Origin of the sequence: Streptomyces filipinensis, assembly GCF_014649495.1 — a bacterium.
Lineage (GTDB): Bacteria > Actinomycetota > Actinomycetes > Streptomycetales > Streptomycetaceae > Streptomyces > Streptomyces filipinensis.
The window spans coordinates 469,462-488,946 of sequence record NZ_BMTD01000001.1 but is presented as its reverse complement, the minus strand read 5'-3'; the positions used below and the strand labels follow the sequence as shown (position 1 = coordinate 488,946).

The 19,485-nt window shown below is 69.7% G+C and carries 19 protein-coding genes; 6 read left to right on the top strand and 13 right to left on the bottom strand.

Going from position 1 to position 19,485, the window contains the following annotated elements; all coding sequences use genetic code 11:
- Positions 1-19: 19 nt before the first annotated feature.
- The 3 genes from IE244_RS02160 to IE244_RS02150 all read right to left on the bottom strand — a co-directional run bounded on the left by IE244_RS02160 (position 20) and on the right by IE244_RS02150 (position 1,928).
- Positions 20-433 carry a hypothetical protein gene (locus IE244_RS02160; RefSeq protein ID WP_191870891.1) on the bottom strand — a complete coding sequence of 138 codons (414 nt, stop codon included), beginning with the start codon at positions 431-433 and terminating at the stop codon, positions 20-22.
- A gap of 224 nt (positions 434-657) precedes the next feature.
- The gene (locus tag IE244_RS02155; RefSeq protein ID WP_191871391.1) at positions 658-1,320 is read right to left on the bottom strand and encodes a GAF and ANTAR domain-containing protein; all 663 of its coding nucleotides are present in this window, start codon (positions 1,318-1,320) and stop codon (positions 658-660) included.
- A gap of 134 nt (positions 1,321-1,454) precedes the next feature.
- Positions 1,455-1,928, bottom strand: coding sequence for an ArsI/CadI family heavy metal resistance metalloenzyme (locus IE244_RS02150; RefSeq protein ID WP_191870890.1), 474 nt, complete (start codon positions 1,926-1,928; stop codon positions 1,455-1,457).
- Between the two features lie 79 nt (positions 1,929-2,007).
- Between IE244_RS02150 and IE244_RS02145 the strand changes: the two genes are divergently transcribed.
- From IE244_RS02145 to IE244_RS02135, 3 genes are read left to right on the top strand one after another with little or no spacing between them, the layout of a single operon-like run.
- Entirely contained in the window at positions 2,008-2,388 is a 381-nt protein-coding gene (locus IE244_RS02145; protein WP_191870889.1) for an ArsR/SmtB family transcription factor, read from the top strand.
- Positions 2,385-3,161, top strand: coding sequence for an aquaporin (locus tag IE244_RS02140; protein ID WP_229853915.1), 777 nt, complete (start codon positions 2,385-2,387; stop codon positions 3,159-3,161). Before IE244_RS02145 ends, IE244_RS02140 begins: the two co-directional genes overlap by 4 nt.
- On the top strand, positions 3,158-3,568 hold the full coding sequence (locus tag IE244_RS02135; protein ID WP_191870887.1) for an arsenate reductase ArsC: 411 nt from the start codon (positions 3,158-3,160) through the stop codon (positions 3,566-3,568). The genes IE244_RS02140 and IE244_RS02135 overlap by 4 nt, the downstream gene beginning before the upstream one ends.
- 186 nt (positions 3,569-3,754) lie before the next feature.
- On the opposite strand, the gene IE244_RS02130 is transcribed toward IE244_RS02135, so the two are convergent.
- Both IE244_RS02130 and IE244_RS02125 read right to left on the bottom strand, forming a co-directional pair.
- The gene (locus tag IE244_RS02130; RefSeq protein WP_191870886.1) at positions 3,755-5,128 is read right to left on the bottom strand and encodes a HAMP domain-containing sensor histidine kinase; all 1,374 of its coding nucleotides are present in this window, start codon (positions 5,126-5,128) and stop codon (positions 3,755-3,757) included.
- Positions 5,125-5,796 (bottom strand): response regulator transcription factor, encoded by a 672-nt coding sequence (locus IE244_RS02125; RefSeq protein ID WP_191870885.1) that lies wholly within the window; start codon positions 5,794-5,796, stop codon positions 5,125-5,127. Before IE244_RS02125 ends, IE244_RS02130 begins: the two co-directional genes overlap by 4 nt.
- Before the next feature lie 157 nt (positions 5,797-5,953).
- On the opposite strand from IE244_RS02125, the gene IE244_RS02120 reads away from it, so the two are divergent.
- The 3 genes from IE244_RS02120 to IE244_RS02110 are packed head-to-tail and all read left to right on the top strand — an operon-like array spanning position 5,954 to position 8,276.
- Positions 5,954-6,607 carry a DUF4956 domain-containing protein gene (locus IE244_RS02120; protein ID WP_191870884.1) on the top strand — a complete coding sequence of 218 codons (654 nt, stop codon included), beginning with the start codon at positions 5,954-5,956 and terminating at the stop codon, positions 6,605-6,607.
- Complete coding sequence (locus IE244_RS02115; RefSeq protein WP_191870883.1) at positions 6,604-7,425, top strand: polyphosphate polymerase domain-containing protein; 822 nt, start codon at positions 6,604-6,606, stop codon at positions 7,423-7,425. The genes IE244_RS02120 and IE244_RS02115 overlap by 4 nt, the downstream gene beginning before the upstream one ends.
- Positions 7,422-8,276, top strand: coding sequence for a phosphatase PAP2 family protein (locus tag IE244_RS02110; protein WP_191870882.1), 855 nt, complete (start codon positions 7,422-7,424; stop codon positions 8,274-8,276). The genes IE244_RS02115 and IE244_RS02110 overlap by 4 nt, the downstream gene beginning before the upstream one ends.
- A 174-nt stretch (positions 8,277-8,450) precedes the next feature.
- Here the strand turns inward: IE244_RS02110 and IE244_RS02105 are convergent, their stop codons facing one another.
- The 8 genes from IE244_RS02105 to IE244_RS02070 all read right to left on the bottom strand — a co-directional run bounded on the left by IE244_RS02105 (position 8,451) and on the right by IE244_RS02070 (position 19,455).
- Positions 8,451-9,134 (bottom strand): alpha/beta fold hydrolase, encoded by a 684-nt coding sequence (locus IE244_RS02105; RefSeq protein ID WP_191870881.1) that lies wholly within the window; start codon positions 9,132-9,134, stop codon positions 8,451-8,453.
- A 272-nt stretch (positions 9,135-9,406) separates the two neighbouring features.
- Positions 9,407-11,377 (bottom strand): TIGR03960 family B12-binding radical SAM protein, encoded by a 1,971-nt coding sequence (locus tag IE244_RS02100; RefSeq protein ID WP_191870880.1) that lies wholly within the window; start codon positions 11,375-11,377, stop codon positions 9,407-9,409.
- 70 nt (positions 11,378-11,447) lie between these two features.
- On the bottom strand, positions 11,448-12,947 hold the full coding sequence (locus IE244_RS02095) for a CYTH and CHAD domain-containing protein (protein ID WP_191870879.1): 1,500 nt from the start codon (positions 12,945-12,947) through the stop codon (positions 11,448-11,450).
- 113 nt (positions 12,948-13,060) lie between these two features.
- Positions 13,061-14,260, bottom strand: a complete 1,200-nt coding sequence (gene rodA, locus IE244_RS02090; protein WP_191870878.1) for a rod shape-determining protein RodA — start codon at positions 14,258-14,260, stop codon at positions 13,061-13,063.
- Positions 14,257-16,509 (bottom strand): penicillin-binding protein 2, encoded by a 2,253-nt coding sequence (gene mrdA, locus IE244_RS02085; protein WP_191870877.1) that lies wholly within the window; start codon positions 16,507-16,509, stop codon positions 14,257-14,259. Before mrdA ends, rodA begins: the two co-directional genes overlap by 4 nt.
- A gap of 116 nt (positions 16,510-16,625) precedes the next feature.
- On the bottom strand, positions 16,626-17,303 hold the full coding sequence (gene mreD, locus IE244_RS02080) for a rod shape-determining protein MreD (protein WP_191870876.1): 678 nt from the start codon (positions 17,301-17,303) through the stop codon (positions 16,626-16,628).
- Between the two features lie 14 nt (positions 17,304-17,317).
- Positions 17,318-18,271: a rod shape-determining protein MreC gene (gene mreC / locus IE244_RS02075; protein ID WP_191870875.1), complete on the bottom strand. Its 954-nt coding sequence runs from the start codon at positions 18,269-18,271 to the stop codon at positions 17,318-17,320.
- A gap of 164 nt (positions 18,272-18,435) precedes the next feature.
- A complete protein-coding gene (locus IE244_RS02070) occupies positions 18,436-19,455 on the bottom strand; it encodes a rod shape-determining protein (RefSeq protein ID WP_031158632.1) in 1,020 nt (339 codons plus the stop codon).
- Positions 19,456-19,485 lie beyond the last annotated feature (30 nt).

Here is a 19,485-nt window from a genome sequence, read left to right as displayed (position 1 = left end):
CAGGTGTTCACGGCGGCGTTCACGAGTGTCTGGTCAGGGTGCACCAGTTCATGTCGTCGGGGTCCCCTACGGTCAGACCCACCGACAAGCGCCCCTTGTCCCGGTAGAGGCCGAACGGGGTTTCCTCGTCCCCTATGGTCACATCGAGTTCCTGCCCGGCACCCGACTTGTGGATCTCCCAGGTGCCATCCCCGCTGAGTCTTCGCGTGATCTTGCCGTTGAGATCCATGTCGGCAGGGATGCCGGTGGCGGAGGCCGACCGGTCCGGCCGCAAGGTCAACGTGGTGCCGCAGTCCCCGGCGCGCCAGGTGCCTATGAGCTGAGAGTCGTGGACGTTCTTCGCCTGCGGATACCCGCCCCATCCCGTGCACGCGGAGACCGACAACGCCATCGGGGCCGAGATCAGCGCCCACTTCCATGCGCGGCTGTTCATCGCCCGCCCCCTTCGTACCGGTGGCCGTATCTTAGGCTGCGCGTGACCGCTCGCAGCCGGCGTCGGGTGCCCCGCTGTTTTTTCGCCTGCCGAGCCAGCGGGCGCGGATGCACCCACCGGGGGGTGTCGGACGGGCATCGTCGGAGGCGTTCCCGTGAGGGGCTCAGCCAGGCTGCTCAGCCAGGCCCCCAGGTCCCTCCGCGAGCCAGGTAAGACGCCCGCCGTCATTGGAGGGTCCCTTGTTCGCAGACCCTGCGGGCGACCTCGCGCAGTTTGATGGTGTTCGCCTGTGAGTAGCGGCGCAGTACGTTGAACGCTTCTTCCTCGGTGAGGCGGTGGCTGCCCATGATGATGCCCATGGCCTCGCCGATGACATGGCGGGTGGCAACGGCCTGTTGCAGTTGGGCATGAGTACGGGCGGTGGAGAAGGCGACCGCCGCATGGGAGGCCAGCAGTATCCCGGCCGTCTCACTGACGTCGCGGAACGCCCCGGTCTTGCGGGAGTAGAGGTTCAGCGCGCCAAGGTCTTCGTCCTCGGTGAACAGCAGGAAACCCATCATGCTCCCGATGCCGAGCGCATGGGCCTGCGGGGCGTAGGCGGGCCAGCGCTGGCGCTGGTCGGTGAGATCCTCGATGCGAAAGACCCGCTCCCCCTGCGAGCTGCGGGCCGCGTCGAAGCACGGCCCTTCACCTAGCCGCTGCTGCAGCTGGTCGCTGTCGATGACCATCTGGTGGGTGGGGGCAAGGGTCTCCCCCTCTGTGCCGTGCAGCACGAGGATGCCGGCCGCGTCACAACCCTCGACCAGCTCCGTGGCTGATCCGGTGATTCGCTGGAGTGTGGTGTCCACCGAGTCCTGCGCCAGGAGATCACGTGCCATGGACGCCATCTGCTGTGCGAACCGCTCCCAGTCCAAAACGCCCCCTCTCACGTATCCGCTGTACAGGAGCGCTTATACCCAGCTTCCCCCGCGAGTCTCAGGCGCGGTGGCAGATGGAGGCGCGGCTGAGCGGACCGCTCGGATCACCGGCCGCAGGCGCATCCGGCCGCTGCCGGGGTCTCCTCCGTGGCCTGGCTGGTGCAGCAGCCGTCGCCGGTGGCGTTGGGGTCGGCGCTCTTACCGAGGGTGTCGGCGTCGGCCTTCACCACATAGACCTCCCAGGGCTCCTTCCCGGGGCCGTGCACCCAGACCTTGTCCTGGAGGGCGTAGCAGCAGAACGTGTCGTTCTCCTCGAAGGTGGCCAGGCCGGCGTCCTTGAGTCGGCTGGTGGCGGCGTTGACCTGGTCGGTGGACTCGACCTCGACGCCGAGGTGGTCCAGGCGGGTTTCCTCGCCGGGCGCGCCCTCGATGAGCACGAGCTTGAGCGGGGGCTCTGTGATGACGAAGTTGGCGTAGCCCTCGCGCCGCTTGGCCGGTTCGGCGCCGAACAGCTTCGAGTAGAAGGTGATCGACGCCTCCAGGTCACTGACGCGCAGGGCGAGCTGGGCACGGGACATGGCAGGACTCCCATCGGCTTGCATTGATGTCTGTCGATGCAAGCTTGTGCCGTGAATCGAAGACTGTCAACATAGAGGCATGTCGAAGCAAGAGCTTGTGGTGCTCGGACAGAACGACGAGAACGGCGCGTGCTGTCCCGGGCTGGTGACAGCACCGCTGGACGAGGACCAGGCGGCGGATCTGGCGAAGCTGTTCAAGGCGCTGGGCGACCCGGTACGGCTGCGCCTGCTGTCGTTGATCGCCTCGCGGGCGGGCGGTGAGGTCTGCGTCTGCGACCTGACCCCGGCCTTCGACCTGTCGCAGCCGACGATCTCGCATCACCTGAAACTGCTGCGACAGGCCGGTCTGATCGACTGCGAGCGACGCGGCACATGGGTCTACTACTGGGTGCTGCCCGCCACCCTCGACCGGCTCGCCGCCTTCCTGAAGACGTCACAGACGGCCGAGGCCACCGCGTGACCGCCGCACTGGGGCGCCGGGCCCTCGCCGAAGCTGTGGGGTCGGCCGCGCTGGTCGCGGTGGTCGTCGGCTCCGGCATCCAGGCCACCGAGCTGTCCAGGGACGTCGGCGTACAACTGCTGGCCAACTCGCTGGCCACCGTCCTCGGCCTGGGCGTGCTCATCGCCCTGCTCGGGCCGGTTTCCGGTGCCCACTTCAACCCGGTCGTCACCCTCGCGGCCTGGTTCACCGGCCGTCACAGCCAGGACGGGCTGACCGCGCGGGACGTCGCCGCCTATCTCCCGGCCCAGACAGCGGGAGCCATCGCCGGTGCCGTCCTGGCCGACGCCATGTTCGGCAAGCCGCTCGTGCACTGGTCCACCCATGACCGCTCCGCCGGTCACCTGTGGCTGGGCGAGACAGTCGCGACCGCCGGACTCATCCTGCTGATCCTCGGACTGACCCGCACGGCACAAGCCCACTTCGGCCCCGTGGCGGTGGCGTCCTACATCGGCGCCGCCTACTGGTTCACGTCCTCCACCTCGTTCGCCAACCCGGCAGTCACCATCGGCCGCGCCTTCACCGACACCTTCGCCGGCATCGCCCCCGCCTCGCTCGGCCCGTTCATCGCCGCCCAGCTGGCCGGCGCCGCGCTCGGACTGGGGCTGGTTCTCGCCGTCTTCGGACGCCCGGCACCCGCACCCGTCAGCACCGCACGCCTCCCGGGCGAACCCGAACCCGCCCCCCTCACGCTCCCCTGCCCAGCCCGCTCCCCGGAAAGACACACGCCATGAACACCCCTGCCGAGCGCCCGTCCGTGCTGTTCGTCTGCGTCCACAACGCCGGGCGCTCCCAGATGGCCGCGGCGTTCCTCACCCACCTTGGCGGAGACCGCGTCCAAGTGCGCTCCGCGGGGTCCGCGCCGGCCGACGCGGTCAACCCGGCCGTGGTCGAAGCGATGGCGGAGGCGGGCATCGACATCTCCGCCGAGGTGCCCAAGATGCTCACCGTCGAAGCCGTCCAGGACTCCGACGTGGTCATCACGATGGGCTGCGGCGACAGCTGCCCCGTCTTCCCGGGCAAGCAATACCTCGACTGGGAGCTCCCGGACCCTGCCGGACAGGGCGTCGACGCCGTGCGACCCATCCGCGACGAGATCGAGAAGCGGATTCGCGGGCTGCTCGATGAGATCGCCCGGTGAGCTGAGCACGACCACCAAGGGCGGCGGAGCGGCTGTGGGCGGCAGCTGCTCCGGCGCGAGTGATCATGGCCCGGTAAGCCTCCGGTGCTCGGCCAGTCTGTGGACCTGCCCGGTAAGGCACGGAGTGGAGGCCATGATCTTCGAGGCTTGAGAGACTGGTCGCCGCGACAAGAACGCCCGCGCCGGTCAGCGGGGCAGACGAAGGGCGACAGCCGCTCCCCGGCCTACGTTGTCGGCGTGGACCGTGCCTCCATGCGCGGTGGCCACCGCCTGCACGAATGCGAGGCCCAGGCCGGACCCGTCGCCGGTGCGGCTGGCCTCGGCGCGGGCAAAGCGGTCGAACGCTCGCGGCAGGAACTCCGGCGGGAAGCCGGGGCCTTCGTCCGTGACGCTCACCAGCAGCATGTCCTCCTCGACCGTTGCCGTGAGGCGGACGGTCCCGTGTCCGTGCCGCAGGGCGTTGCCGACGAGGTTGCCGATGGCAGGTCGCAGCCACCGGGCGTCGACGTCCACGATCACGCGGGCGGTGTCGACGGTCAGCGCGCGCCCGGCCCGCTCCGCGGTGCGCCGGTGCGGGGCGACGGCGGCGTCGAGAAGGTCGGCGAGGGGCACGGATGCGCGGGTGATGTGCCCCGTGCTGCCGAGTTCCTCCAACTCCAGCAGTGCGTTGGAGAGGTCGATCAGGCGCTGGACCTCGGCGTCCACGGAGCGCAGCGTCTCGGTGAGTTCCCCTGCGGTGCGGGGGCGGTGCAGGGCTACGTCGAGTTCGGCACGCATCAGGGTGAGCGGGGTGCGCAGTTCATGGCTGGCGTCCGCGACGAACCGGCGCTCGCGTTCGGCGGATGCCTCCAGGCGGTCGAGCATGTGGTTGAGGGTGTGGCCGAGACGGGTGATCTCGTCGTCCCGGTCGACGGGCACGTCCAGGCGCGGGTTCTGGGTGCCGTCGGCGAGGAGGGCGGCGCCGACGCGGTAGCGCTCGACGGGACGCAGCGCGCCGCGGGCGGTGCGGTAGCCGACGTAAGAGGCGGCGATCAGGGTCAGGCCGGAGGCGATGGCCAGCTGGGCGAGGAGTTCGCGCAACGCCTCGTCGCGATGGCCGCGCCGGACGGCGGCGATCACGATCCGGCGATGGCCGTCGGCCGTGACGCGGCGGGCCTGGAGGCGCAGGGTGTCCGAGGTGATGGGCAGCAGGGAGCCGACGTCACGCCGGACCGTAGTGCCACGCGCGACGGAGTCCCGTTCGGCCGGAGTGAGCAGCATCTGGTGTCGGATGGCTCCGCTGGAGTCCAGCACCCGGCCGTGCGCGTCGAGGATCTGCCGGAGGCTGCCGCTGGGGCCGGGCGGGAGTTGCACTCCGTGGCGTACGGCGTGGTCGAGGCTGCTCTGGTAGGTGGTCAGGTCGTCGTCGAGCTGTCGGTCCAAGGCCATCTGGACCCGCCAGTAGACGAAGCCCGCCGCGCCCGTCAGGACCAGCGACATGGTGATGGCCACAGCCAGGACGAGGCGTGTGACCACGGGCAGCCGACCGAACTTCGGCAGCGGCCGGCGAGGCAGGGTCACGGGGCGGTCTCCAGCCGGTAGCCGCGTCCGCGCAGTGTCGTGATCGTCGTACGACCGAAGGCCCGGTCGACCTTGGCGCGTACCTTGGATACATGCACGTCGATGGCGTTGCTGCGCAGATCGGTCTCGCCGTCCCACACCTCTTCCAGCAGCCGCAGCCGCGACACGACGCATCCGGCGTTCTCCATCAGCACGCGCAGTACCGCGTACTCGCGCCGGGAAAGCTCCAACTCGCTGTTCGCACGCCAGGCGCGCTGTTGCCCGGGGTCCAGGACCAGGTCGCCGACCTGGAGCCGGCCGGCCGGGTCAGGGCGGCGCCGGGATATCGCGCGCAACCTGGCCAGCAGCTCCTCCATGGCGAACGGCTTGACCACGTAGTCGTCGGCCCCGGCGTCCAGCCCGGCGACGCGCTCGCTGATCGCTCCGCGCGCTGTGAGCAGGACCACGGTCACGTCGATGCCCTCGCTACGCAGTGTCCGGCACACTTCCACGCCGTCCATGCCGGGCAGCATCACGTCCAGCAGTACAGCGTCCAGCCGGGGGTCGCGGGCGGCGGCGAGCCCTGAGGGCCCGTCGTAGCGGCCCTCGGCCGTGTGTCCGGACTCGGTCAAGTAGCGGACGACCAGATCGGTCAGGCGGGTCTCGTCGTCGACGACCAGGCAGTGCATGCCGGGCAGAGTAGCCGCCCGTCGGCCACGGCCCGCCGACGGGAAGTCTTCATGGTCTGTTCATGTGACATCCCTACCGTCATCGCGGTCGCGGTGCTCCGCGGACCGCGACCGGTCCGCCGTTCCGACGCGCCGCGACGGAACGGAAGGGACAGCCATGCACGCACTGGTGCTCGCCGCCAAGGGCATCACCCACCACATCGCGGTCACCGACCTGGTGACCCGCGGCGGTCTCGACGTCATCGCCCTGCTGATCCTGGTCGGCTGGCTCTACCGCCGCCGGCCCAGCGTACCGGCGATGCCGCTGGTCCTGGCCGCGCTGAACATCGGCCTGTTCGCCGCGATGAGCACGATCAGCGCCGGCAAGTTCCCGGCCGGGGTCGGCTTCGGACTGTTCGGCATCCTCTCCCTGGTCCGTCTGCGCAGCGCCGCCTTCACCCTGCGGGACGTGGCCTACACCTTCGTGACCCTCGTGATAGCCCTCTGCACGGGGCTGCCGCAGCGCCAGATGTGGCTCGTCGTCGCGCTGGACGTCGTGGTTCTGGTGGCGGTGCTCGTGGTCGACGACCCGAAGTCGTACGAGCCGCCGACCCGGGCGGTGAAGCTCACCCTCGACCGGATCTACCCGGACCCCGCTCTGATCGCCGAGGACGTGGCCCTCCGCTTCGGTCAGGCGCCGTTGTCCGTGGTCGTGGACGAGGTCGACTACGTCCGCGAGACCACCCGGGTCTCCGCCCGCTACCCAGCCGAGCCGCGGGAGCCCGCGTTCATACCCGGCTCCGAGCCGCGCGAGCCGGTGATGGCGCCATGACCCCCTGCTCCTCCCTCACGGCGGAGCTGGGCCTGGAGAATCTGCGCGGCGCAACGCTCGCCGAGGTGGACGCGGCCGCGGCCCTCCAGCACCGGGTCGACCGCAAGTACCTGGTCCCGCTCGATCGCGCCCGCCGCCTCATCGCCCGCCTCTCCGACAGCCACCACGTCCTCGACCTCGGCGGCCGCCGTACGACGAGCTACCTCAGCACCTACTTCGACACCGAGCAGCTCGGCTCCTGGCGGGCGCACGTCCAGGGGCGCCGACGGCGCTGGAAGGTCCGCACCCGCCTGTACGCGGAGGACGGGCTGTGCCGGGCGGAGGTGAAGACGAAGGACGGCCGCGGTGCCACGGTCAAGCACGCCCTGAAGGTCCCGGCCGCCGAGTACGGCGAACTCACCGCACAGGTGACCGAGTTCGTCGACCGAGTGCTGGACCGGGCCGGTGTCCCCGTCACTGCCAAGGAACTGTCCGCCGCTGCCGAGGTCCGCTACGTACGTGCGACCCTCGCCGACCTCGACCACGGCAGCCGCGTCACCCTCGACGGCACCCTCAGCTGCCACCGCGACGACCGCACCGCCGCACTCGACCCCGGGCACGTCCTGATCGAGACCAAGGGCGGAGCGCAGCCCGCCTCCGCCGACCGTCTGCTGCTCGGCATGGGCGTCCGGCCGGTCTCGCTCAGCAAGTACATCGTCGGCCAGTCCCTCCTCACCCCGGGCCTGCCCGACAACGACGTACGCCGGCTCGCCCGCGCCCACTTCACCACCGTGGTGAACCCCGCACCGCTCCCCGCCGAAAGGATCCGAGCCGCATGAACGTCCTGCGCGGTATCAAATGGCAGTACGCCCTGATCGCGCTGCTCGCCGTCGCGGCCATCGCCGTCGGCGCGCTACGGCCGCAGTTGGTCATGTCGGCCACCTCCTCGAAGAAGAAGCCCAGCGCGACGGACAAGGTCAAGCAGGATCCGCCGCCCCCGCTCTTCACCGACGCCGAGATCGCCGCCGTCGGCAAGAAGGCCGACGACCAGCGCAAGAAGGCCGACACCCTCTTCGCCCAGTGGAAGAAGGTCCACGGCACCACCCGCGACGACAAGGCGTTCGCCGCCTGGGCCGCCCAGCAGGTGCCCGCCCCGCCCACAGCCTCCCAGCGCACCGCCGAACTCCACCAGGACCAGCAACTCGCCAAGGCCCGCACGACGGCGGGGAAGAAGGCCGCCACCTGGCTGGAACTCCACGGCAAGAAGGACATCTGGAAGCTCTACCTTCACGACCAGCGTGAACTGATCCCCGCTCAGCAGGGCAAGGCCGAGAAGACAGAGCTCAAGGCTGCCCTGAAGTCGGCCAAGACGATCAGCGACCAGATCGCCGCCAAGGACAAGCAGCCGGCCCCCTACGTCCTCGACCCCGGCCTGCGCCCGGAAAAGCACATCAAGCCCGGTGCCAAGGGGCCGTACTCCTACCCCTCCAGCCACGCCGCCCGGGCCGCCGCCGCCGTCACCTACCTCGGCTCGCTCTCCCCGCACCGGGCGGAGGACTACCGCTGGATGCAGGACGAGGTCCTCTACTCCCGCCTCTACATGGCCGGCCACGTCACCAGCGACATCACAGCCGGCCTTCTCCTCGGTGACCTGATCGGCGACTACGAACTCGCCGTCAGCGGCCACTGACGACCGCCGCCGTACTCGGCGCGCCGTCCGTGCGGGGTTCATCCGTCAGCGGGATGGCGCCGTACGGCGGTGAGCCTCGGAGACGATGTGCGGGGCGTGTCCGGGCCCCGGCAGCGGCGTCCGAGAGCGGGCGCCCCGGCGGTGACCTTCGGCGCTCCTTGGGGCCGGTCCGCCCTACTCCAGGGTCTTCGCGGCGTTGCGGATGACCTCGAGGACAGCGTCGGGCTGAGAGAGCATCGGGACGTGGCTGCTGTCGAGGCTGACGGTCGTGGCCTTCATCCGTTCGGCGGAAGCGCGCTCCCGGTCCGGGTTCACCGTGCGGTCCTGGGTGCCCACGATGTACCAGCTCGGCTTCGCTCGCCAGGCATTGCCGGGTACCTGCTGCTCGAAGAGGTCCGCGATCGGCGGGTTAGCGGTCGCCAGCACGAGCTTTTGTTCCTCCGGCGGCAGGTCGCCGCAGAAGTCGCCGATGCCCGACTCCTTGAGGTAGATGCGGTTGTCGGCGACCTCGAGGTGCTCGAAGACCGGCGAGCTGGGAAACGCGGCCAGGTGCTCCTGCGAGGTCTCGTCGTCGTCCGGGGCAAGCGCGCAGATGTACACCAGGGCGCCCACCCGGTCGTGCACGCCCGCCTTGGTGATCAGCGTGCCGCCGTAGGAGTGGCCCACGAGCACGACCGGGCCGGGCACGTGGTTGATCGCGCGGGTTACGCAGTCGACGTCGCCTGCGAGCGAGTCGAGCCCATGCTGCGACGCGAAGACCTCGCGACCCTCGGCCTGGAGTGCGGGGATGAGCTTTGCGAAGCACGAGCCGTCGGCCCACAAGCCGTGGGCCAGCACGATGCTGGCTTTTCCGGCCATGAGTACCCCCTTTGTCGCTACGTCGCTACCTCTAGCGGAGATCCACTTGGTTTGATCCTCTTTGTTCAACCCTAGGTGGGAACTACAGGTGCCGCTCGCCCGACACGAGGCCCAGGTCGTCCGACCGGCCGACCCCCTGCCTCGCCCACCACTCACTTCAGCCGACTCGCAGGCTCACACGCCGTCAGACACCGACGAGCCCCCTCCCCATCAGGGAAGGGGGCTCGACAGGTCACACAGGGATGCACGTCCGATCGAACGCCTCGCCCGCCTCAGTGCGTGTGACCACTCGAAGCCGGCGTCGGACCCGCGTTCTTGACCGTCAGCGGCAGCAACTTCCTGCCCGTCGGGCCGATCTGGATATGGGTGTCCATCTGGGGGCACACGCCACAGTCGAAGCAAGGAGTCCAGCGGCAGTCCTCGACCTCTGTCTCGTCGAGGGCGTCCTGCCAGTCCTCCCAGAGCCAGTCCTTGTCCAGGCCGGAGTCGAGGTGGTCCCAGGGCAGGACCTCCTCGTAGGTGCGCTCGCGGGTGGTGTACCAGTCGACGTCCACGCCGAAGGGCTCCAGGGCCTTGTCGGCGCAGGCCATCCAGCGGTCGTAGGAGAAGTGCTCGCGCCAGCCGTCGAAGCGGCCGCCGTCGTCGTAGACCGCGCGGATGACGGCGCCGATGCGGCGGTCGCCGCGGGACAGGAGGCCTTCCACGATGCCCGGCTTGCCGTCGTGGTAGCGGAATCCGATCGAGCGGCCGTACTTCTTGTCGCCGCGGATCTTGTCACGGAGCTTGGCCAGGCGGGCGTCCGTCTCCTCAGCGGAGAGCTGGGGCGCCCACTGGAATGGGGTGTGGGGCTTGGGGACGAAACCGCCGATCGAGACCGTGCAGCGGATGTCGTTCGAGCCGGAGACCTCGCGGCCCTTCTGGATCACGTGCGTCGCCATGTCGGCGATCTGGAGGACGTCGTCGTCGGTCTCCGTGGGCAGGCCGCACATGAAGTACAGCTTCACCTGACGCCAGCCGTTGCCGTAGGCCGTGGCGACCGTACGGATCAGGTCCTCCTCCGAGACCATCTTGTTGATGACCTTGCGCATGCGCTCCGAGCCGCCCTCGGGGGCGAAGGTCAGGCCGGAGCGGCGGCCGTTGCGGGTCAGCTCGTTGGCCAGGTCGACGTTGAAGGCGTCGACGCGCGTGGAGGGCAGGGAGAGGCCGATCTTGTCGTCCTCGTAGCGGTCCGCGAGGCCCTTGGCGATGTCGCCGATCTCGGAGTGGTCCGCCGAGGACAGCGAGAGGAGGCCCACCTCCTCGAAGCCCGTCGCCTTCAGGCCCTTCTCGACCATGTCGCCGATACCGGTGATCGAACGCTCGCGCACCGGGCGGGTGATCATGCCGGCCTGGCAGAAGCGGCAGCCGCGCGTGCAGCCGCGGAAGATCTCCACCGACATGCGCTCATGGACCGTTTCGGCCAAGGGGACCAGGGGCTGCTTGGGGTACGGCCACTCGTCCAGGTCCATCACGGTGTGCTTGGACACGCGCCACGGGACGCCGGAGCGGTTCGGCACGACGCGGGCGATACGGCCGTCGGGGAGGTACTCGACGTCGTAGAACGCCGGGATGTACACCCCGCCCGTCTTCGCCAGGCGGAAGAGGACCTCCTCGCGGCCGCCGGGGCGGCCCTCGGCCTTCCACTCGCGGATGATCCGGGTCATGTCGAGCACGGCCTGCTCGCCGTCGCCGATGATCGCCGCGTCGATGAAGTCGGCGATCGGCTCCGGGTTGAAGGCCGCGTGGCCGCCGGCCAGGACGATCGGGTCGTCGATCGTGCGGTCCTTGGACTCCAGCGGGATTCCGGCGAGGTCCAGGGCGGTGAGCATGTTCGTGTAGCCGAGCTCCGTGGAGAAACTCAGCCCGAACACGTCGAAGGCACGGACAGGCCTGTGGCTGTCCACCGTGAACTGCGGGACGCCGTGCTCGCGCATCAGCGCCTCGAGGTCCGGCCACACGCTGTAGGTGCGCTCGGCGAGGACGCCCTCCTGCTCGTTGAGGACCTCGTAGAGGATCATGACGCCCTGGTTGGGCAGACCCACCTCGTACGCGTCCGGGTACATGAGCGCCCAGCGGACATCGCACTCGTCCCACGGCTTGACCGTGGAGTTGAGCTCTCCGCCGACGTACTGGATGGGCTTCTGCACATGCGGGAGCAGTGCTTCGAGCTGCGGGAACACCGACTCGGCGGCTTCGGCAGGCATCTCGCGAACCTTCGTGAGCTGACAGGGGTGACCATCAAGCGTAACCCGCCCGGCGGGCTCCCCCGCACGCTCAGCCGGACGCCGTGCGCCTGATCTCCTTCCACAGGCCGGGCAGCTCGGCCTCGGCCTGCGCCGCCCGTGCCTCCTCGCGGCCGTACAGGACCCCGTACGTGAACGCGCTCTCCCCCGCCGCGTGCGCCACCGCGGACAGCTCCCGCAGGGTCAGCCGGGTCATGACACTGTCCTGGTGGTCGCCGAGCAGGGTGGTGAGGGACTTCATGCCCTGGGTCAGGGAGCGGGCCGGTTTGCCGAGGGCCGGGGTGGCCGCCTCGGCCGCGTACCGGGTGCGTTTGGCCTTCTTGCGGGCCTCGTGCACGGCGTTGTCGCGTTCCTCGCCGGGCGGGGCGCCGATCGCCTGCTCGACCAGTGCGGACAGGGCCGCCAGGTCCTTGTCGACGGCCTTGGTGAGCACCTTCTCCGGCTGTTTCCCGGCGGCCTTTCGCACCGGCGGGTCGGCGAGCAGGGAGTCCAGGGTGTCCAGCAGGGTCAGATAGCGGCGGGAGTCCAGGACGCCGGTGAGGTGGGCGTGCGCTCCGCCGTGCCGGGCGTCGGCCCAGGCGGCGAGGCGCTCGCGGACGGGGCCGGTGACCAGGTGGGGCGGGAGCGCGTCCAGGGCCGCGGTCAGGCGTTCGGCCATGACCTCCTGGTCGCGGTCGAGGCCCAGTTCGCCCGCGAGCCACTTCAGCTCGGCGCCTACGGGGTCGGTGACGGCGCGGTCGAGGACGGAGCGGAAGCTGCGCAGGGTGCTGCGGGCCCGGCGGGTGGCGACCCGCATGCGGTGCACGGAGTCGGGCACGTCCCGGCGGACCGCGGGGTCCAGCTCGACCAGTACGTCCCGCTGGGCGCGGAGATAGGCGAGCACGTGGTCGCCGGCCGTCCTCGGCGCCGCGGGTTTGTTCTTCCCGGGGCGGTGGCCTCCCGTCTCCTTCAGGGCCCGGGCGAGCTTCGACGGCGCCGCCGAGGGGCGTACGCCCGCCTTGCGCAGTCGTTTCTCCACCAGGTCGAGGAAGGCGGGGTCGCCGGCGTCGGCCAGTTCCACCTCGATCTCGGTCCACTGGGCGGCCCCGCTCCCGCCGGCGAGCCGCTCGGCGGTCACGGCGTCGACACTCGCCTCGGCCAGCAGGGTGCCGTCGGCGTCGACCAGGTGGCGCACATCGCGGGCGGAGCGGAGCCGGACCAGCGGGATCAGCTCGGCGTCCCGGACCCGGGAGCGGACGAGGGCGGCGATCTCCTCGGGGACGGTGTCGGAGAGCGGGGCGCGGATCTCGTCCCGCACGCCGGGGGCGACCGGGAACTTCAGGTGCCAGCCCGCGTCCGAGCCTCCGGTGCGGCGGCGCAGGGTGAGGGAGGCTGCGGCCAGACGTTGGTCGGCGGTGTCGTAGTAGGTGGCGTCGAGTTCCGCCAGGCCCTTGTCCAGGACGGCCGCCACCCCGCCGACGCCGGTCAGGTCGGGCAGCCCGCTGTCGTCGGACTCGTACTTGCGCTCGATCTCGCGTTTCGCATCCGCCATGAATTGAATCTAGTGGGCCGCGAGGCGGCGCGGCAGGGCCCGTCCCGGGTGAATGACCGGAAAACTCCCGCCGTCCACCCGGTGAACCACCTCTCGGAGCCCCCGCCTCGGGGCTACGCCGACATGGGTCTCTGGACCTTGATCGACTGCAGCAGTCCCACGGCCACCCAGACCGCGAACATCGACGAGCCGCCGTAGGACACGAACGGCAGGGGCAGACCGGTGACCGGCATGATGCCGAGGGTCATACCGATGTTCTCGAAGGCCTGGAACGCGAACCAGGCGACGATCCCGGCGGCGACGATCGTCCCGTACAGCTCGGTGGAGTCGCGGGCGATGCGGCAGGCGCGCCACAGCACCACGCCGAGGAGGAAGATGATGAGGCCCGCGCCGACGAAGCCCAGCTCCTCCCCCGCGACCGTGAAGACGAAGTCCGTCTGCTGCTCGGGCACGAACTGGCCGGTGGTCTGCGAGCCGTGGAAGAGGCCGGCGCCGGTCAGGCCGCCGGAGCCGATGGCGATGCGGGCCTGGTTGGTGTTGTAGCCGACGCCCGCGGGGTCCAGGTCGGGGTTGGCGAAGGCCGCGAAACGGTTGATCTGGTACTCGTCCAGGATGTGCAGCTGCCAGATGGCGACACAGCCGATCACGCCGGCGGTGAGCAGGCCGAAGATCCAGCGGTTGGAGGCGCCGGAGGCGAGCAGCACGCCCAGGATGATGGACACCATGGCCAGAACCGTGCCGAGGTCGGGCATGAGCAGCACGATCAGGATCGGTACGGCGGCCAGGCCGAGTGACTGCAGGACCGTGCGGTGGTCGGGGTACGGCTTGTCCCCGGCGTCGACCCGGGCCGCCAGTATCATCGCCATGCCCAGGATGATCGTGATCTTCACGAACTCGGCGGGCTGGAGCGAGAAGCCGCCGCCGAACACGATCCAGTTGCGGCTGCCGTTGATGGTGGCGCCGAGCGGGGTGAGCACCAGCAGCACCCCGAACAGCGAGACGCCGTAGAGGATCGGCACGGCGTTGCGCAGGGCGCGGTGGCCGAGCCAGATCGTGCCGATCATCAGGGCCAGCCCGATGCCGAGGTTCATCAGGTGCCGGATCAGGAAGTAGTACGGGTCGCCCTGGTTGATCTCGGTGCGGTTGCGGGTCGCGGAGTACACCAGCAGCGAGCCCATCAGGGACAGCGCGACGGCCGCGCACAGGATGGGCCAGTCGAGCCGGCGGGTGAGCGAGTCACGCGCGAAGATCCTGGTCCAGCGGGCCCGCTCGGGTCCGTACCGGGAGACGGAGAAGCTGTTCGCGCCGGTCATGAGGGCATCCTCCGGCTTCCCCTTCTGCGGTGCGGCCGCCTGCGGGTGTTGCGGTTGCCCGTGCCGGGCGAGGCCGTGGTGGCGGGCTGCTGGTCGTCCCCGTTGCTGGGGTTGTTCTCCTGGGCCTTCTCGGCGTCCTTCGCGGGGTCGCCGCTGACCTTGGGGTTGATGATCGTGCCGTCCGGACGGACCTTCGGCAGGCCCGTCTGCGGCTTGGGCAGCAGCGCCTTCTTCTTGTCGATGGAGCCGTCGCCCTGGACGCCGTACAGCGCGCTGTAGATGTTGCGCACGGCCTCACCGGCCGAACCGGAACCGGTACCGGCCTGGGAGATCGTCATGATCACCGAGTAGTCCTTGGAGTACGTGGCCAGCCAGCCCGTGGTCTGCTTGCCGTAGACCTCCGCCGTACCGGTCTTGCCGTGCAGCGGGATCTTGTTCTGCGGCCAGCCGCCGAACTTCCAGGCGGCCGTACCGCGGGTGATGACGCCCGCGAAGGCGTCGTCCATGCCCTTGAGGGTGGCCTGGGTGACGGGCAGCTTGCGCTGCACCCGGGGCTTGATCTCCTGGACGGTCCTGCCGTCGGCGCTGATGATCGCCTTGCCGATGGTCGGGTAGTACTCGGTGCCGCCGTTGGCGACGGCGCCGTAGATCATCGCCTCCTGGATCGGCGTGACGAGGGTGTCGCCCTGGCCGATGGAGTAGTTGATCTCGTCACCCTCGCGCATCTTGTTGCCTTCGAGGCAGTTCTCGTAGGCGATCTTCTCGACGTAGGAGCCGTCCTTCTTGCCGCTCTTGCACCAGGCGTCCTTGTTGGCCTTCCAGTAGTTCAGCTTCCACTGGCGGTCGGGGACGCGGCCGGTGACCTCGTTGGGCAGGTCGATGCCGGTCTCCTTGCCGAGGCCGAACTGGTGGGCGGTCTTGAAGAAGTAGTCCTTCGGCTCGCCCTTCTTGGGGTTGATGCCGCCGTCCTTCTTCCACTCCCTGTCGGCGAGGCCGTAGAAGACCGTGTCGCAGGAGACCTCCAGGGCGCGGCCGAGGGAGATCGGGCCGAAGTTCTCGCCCTCGAAGTTCTTGAAGACCTGGCCGCCCACCGAGTACGAGCTGGTGCACGGGTAGCCGCCGTCCCAGACGTAGCCGGCGTTGACCGCGGCGGCCGTGGAGACCACCTTGAACGTGGAGCCGGGTGCGGCCTGACCCTGTATGGCCCGGTTGAGCAGGGGGTAGTCGGAGTCCTTGCCGGTGAGGGCCTTGTAGTCCTTGGCGGAGATGCCGCCCACCCATACGTTCGGGTCGTAGGTGGGCGCCGAGGCCATCGCGACGATCCGGCCGGTCTTGGCCTCCATGACGATGACGGCGCCGGAGTCGGCCTTGTAGTTCTCGCCGGTGATCTTGTCGTACTGCGTGCGGGCGGCCTTCATCGCCTTGTCCAGCTCGTACTCGGCGACGCGCTGCACCCGGGAGTCGATGCTGGTGACCAGGTTGGAGCCGGACTCGGCCGCATCCGACTTGGCCTTGCCGATGACCCGGCCGAGGTTGTCCACCTCGTAGCGGGTGACGCCGGCCTTGCCGCGCAGCTCCTTGTCGTACTGCCGCTCCAGGCCGGAGCGGCCGACCATGTCGGAGCGCAGATAGGGCGAGTCGGTGTCCTTGGCCTTCTGGATCTCGGCGTCGGTGACGGGCGAGAGATAGCCGAGCACCTGCGCGGTGTTGGACTTGCCCGGCCCCGCGTAGCGGCGCACGGCCTCGGGCTCGGCGGTGATGCCGGGGAAGTCCTCGGAGCGCTCGCGGATCTGCAGGGCCTGCTTGGGGGTCGCCTCGTCGGTGATCGGGATCGGCTGGTACGGCGAGCCGTTCCAGCACGGCTGGGGGGTCTTGGCGTCGCACAGCCGGACCTTCTGGATGACGTCCTCGGGCTTGAGGGCGAGGACGCCGGCCAGCTTGGTGAGGACCGCCTTGCCGTCGTCCTTCTGCTTGAGCAGGTCGGTGCGGGAGGCGGAGACCACCAGGCGGGTCTCGTTGTCGGCGAGGGGCACGCCGCGGGCGTCCAGGATGTCGCCGCGTACGGCGGGGTCGACGACCTGCTGGACGTGGTTGCCGGACGCCTCCTTCTGGTACTGGGCGCCCTCGCGGATCTGCAGGTACCACAGCCGGCCGCCGAGCGTGCCGAGGAGGGAGAGGACGAGGATCTGGATCACGACGAGCCGGATCTGGACCCGTGGGGTCCGCCCGGTCTCGGGGATGTTGGTCACTGCGGCTGTGTCCCCCTCTCAGTGCGGCGGTGCGAGTACGCGTACGAATGATGAACGACCAGCCTGTGAGCCCGCGTTCCGCGCCGGCTGACCCGTTCGGGTGAACTGCGGGGCCCTCACAGCCGCTTGACCCCCTTGATCCGGCCGACCCGCGCGGAGCGGGTGCGGGCCTTGGCCTTCAGCGCGCCGAGGCCGCCGCGCTGGCTGCCGATACGCAGGCCGGTGCCGGAGGAGAGCCAGCCGCTGGAGATGTCGCCGGCCTTGGCGGCGGGGCCGCTCTCGGCGAGCGGGTCGTTGTCGGAGCGGCGGGCCAGCCACATGATCCCGGGGACCACGAACGGGGCGAGCAGCAGGTCGTACAGGGCCGCCGAGAACAGCAGCCCGGGCAGGCCGACATGACGGGCGGCGGTGTCCCCGACCAGCGCGCCGACGCCCGCGTACAGCAGCGTGGAGCCGATCGCGGCGGCGACCACGACGGCCATCGGGCCGGTCGCCGACTTCAGGCGGCCGTTCTCCGGCCTGATGAGTCCGGCGAAGTAGCCGGTGACGCACAGCACGAGGGCGTAGCGGCCGGCCGCGTGGTCGGCGGGCGGGGCGAGGTCGGCGAGCAGGCCGGCGCCGAAGCCGACGAGGGCGCCGCCGACATGGCCGTACACCATGGCGAGGCCGAGGACGGTGAGCAGCAGCAGATCGGGGACGGCGCCCGGCAGATGCAGGCGGGCGAGGACGCTCACCTGGATCACCAGGGCCACGACGACCAGCGCGCTGGAGAGCAGGATCCGGTTGAGGCGCATGGAAGAGTCAGCTCCTACTGCTGCTCGTCGGTCGTGTCGTTCGTCGTGCCGTTCGCGTCGGCCGAGGGCGTCACGGTGACGGTGACCGTCGGCGTCGGGACCGGTTTGGGCTTGGTCGGCAGGACCTCGTCGCGCGGGTCCTTCTTCGGGGCCTGGACGACCACGCCGACGATGTCGAGCTTGGTGAAGCCGACGTAGGGGGTGACGTAGATCGTGCGGGTGAGGCCGCCGTTGGACGGTTCGACCCGGGAGACCACACCGACCGGCACGCCCGGCACGAACGGCCGGTCGGCCTCCGAGCCGAAGGTGACGAGCCGGTCGCCCTTCTTCACCTCCGCCTTGCCGTTGAGCAGTTCGACGCGCAGCGGGCGGTCGCCCTGCCCGGAGGCGAAGCCGAGTTCGTCGCCGCCCTCCATGCGGGTGCCGACGGTGAAGTCGGGGTCGTTGGCGAGCAGCACGGTGGAGGTGTCGGGGCCGACCGTGGTGACCCGGCCGACGAGCCCGTCGCCGTTGAGGACGGTCATGTCGCGCTTGATGCCGTCGTTGGCGCCGGCGTCGATGGTGATGGTCCAGGAGAAGCCCTGTGCCGCTCCTATGGCGATGACCTGGGCGCCCTTGATGCCGTACTGGCCCTCGCCGGCGATCTTCAGCATTCTGTCGAGCTGGTTCAGGCGGCTGCGGTTGCGGTCGTCGCTGCCGAGTTTCGCCTTGAGGGCCGCGTTCTCCTTCTCCAGCGTGGCGAGCCGGTCGTGCCGGCTGCCGGAGTCCCGGATCGCCGAGACGGCGTTGCCGACCGGGTCGACCGCCGAGGCCAGCCCGTTCTCGACCGGGCCGAAGACCGCGGCCGCGGCCTGCCGGGCACCGTCGACCGGGGAGTTCCTGCCCCCACGGATGTCCACCGTGATCAGCGCGAATGCGATGGCAACCAGCAGGACCAGGAGCAGCCGGCTCTCTTTCGTGTCCCTCACGTGCGGCGGCCGTGCCCTTCCTCAATAGGAATTCGGGGGCCCCTTTGCGGGCGCGATATACGAAACGCAAGCCCTGGGGGCCCATTTGTGGGAGCTTATGCCTCTCATCAACGATCCGCCGCACGAGAGGAGAAGGTCTCGTACGGCGGAATCGAAGTGTTATGTCATCTGCGCGGCTGGGCGTCCAGGACCTGCTGCAGCGCCTCGAACTCCTCGACGCACTTGCCGGAGCCGAGCGCGACGCTGTCCAGCGGGTCCTCGGCGATGTGGATCGGCATGCCCGTCTCTCGCCGCAGCCGCTCGTCGAGCCCGCGCAGCAGGGCTCCGCCGCCGGTCAGAACGATTCCTCGGTCCATGATGTCGCCGGACAGCTCCGGCGGGCACTTGTCGAGGGTCGTCTTGACCGCGTCCACGATCGCGTTGACGGGCTCCTCGATCGCCTTGCGGACCTCGGCGGCCGAGATCACGACGGTCTTGGGCAGCCCGGAGACCAGGTCCCGGCCGCGGACCTCGGTGTGCTCGTCGGCGTCGAGGTCGTAGGCGGAACCGATCGTGATCTTGATCTGCTCGGCCGTGCGCTCGCCCAGCAGAAGGCTGTACTCCTTCTTGATGTACTGGATGATCGCGTTGTCCAGTTCGTCACCCGCGACCCGGATGGACTGCGCGGTGACGATGCCGCCGAGCGAGATGACCGCGACCTCCGTGGTGCCGCCGCCGATGTCCACCACCATGTTGCCGGTGGCCTCGTGGACCGGCAGACCGGAGCCGATGGCGGCGGCCATGGGCTCCTCGATGATGTGCACCTGACGGGCACCGGCCTGGGAGGACGCCTCGATCACGGCACGGCGCTCGACACCCGTGATGCCGGAGGGCACACAGACGACCACGCGCGGCCTGGCCAGATACCGCCGCTTGTGGATCTTCAGGATGAAGTAGCGGAGCATCCGCTCGGTGATCTCGAAGTCGGCGATCACACCGTCCTTCAGCGGGCGGACCGCCACGATGTTGCCCGGCGTCCGGCCGATCATCTTCTTCGCTTCGGCACCGACCGCGAGGATCCCACCTGTGTTGGTGTTGATCGCGACGACGGACGGCTCGTTGAGAACGATTCCGCGACCCCTGACGTACACCAGCGTGTTGGCGGTCCCGAGGTCGACAGCCATGTCACGGCCGATGAACGACATTGAGTTCCCCATCCGGATTCATCTGGCCTT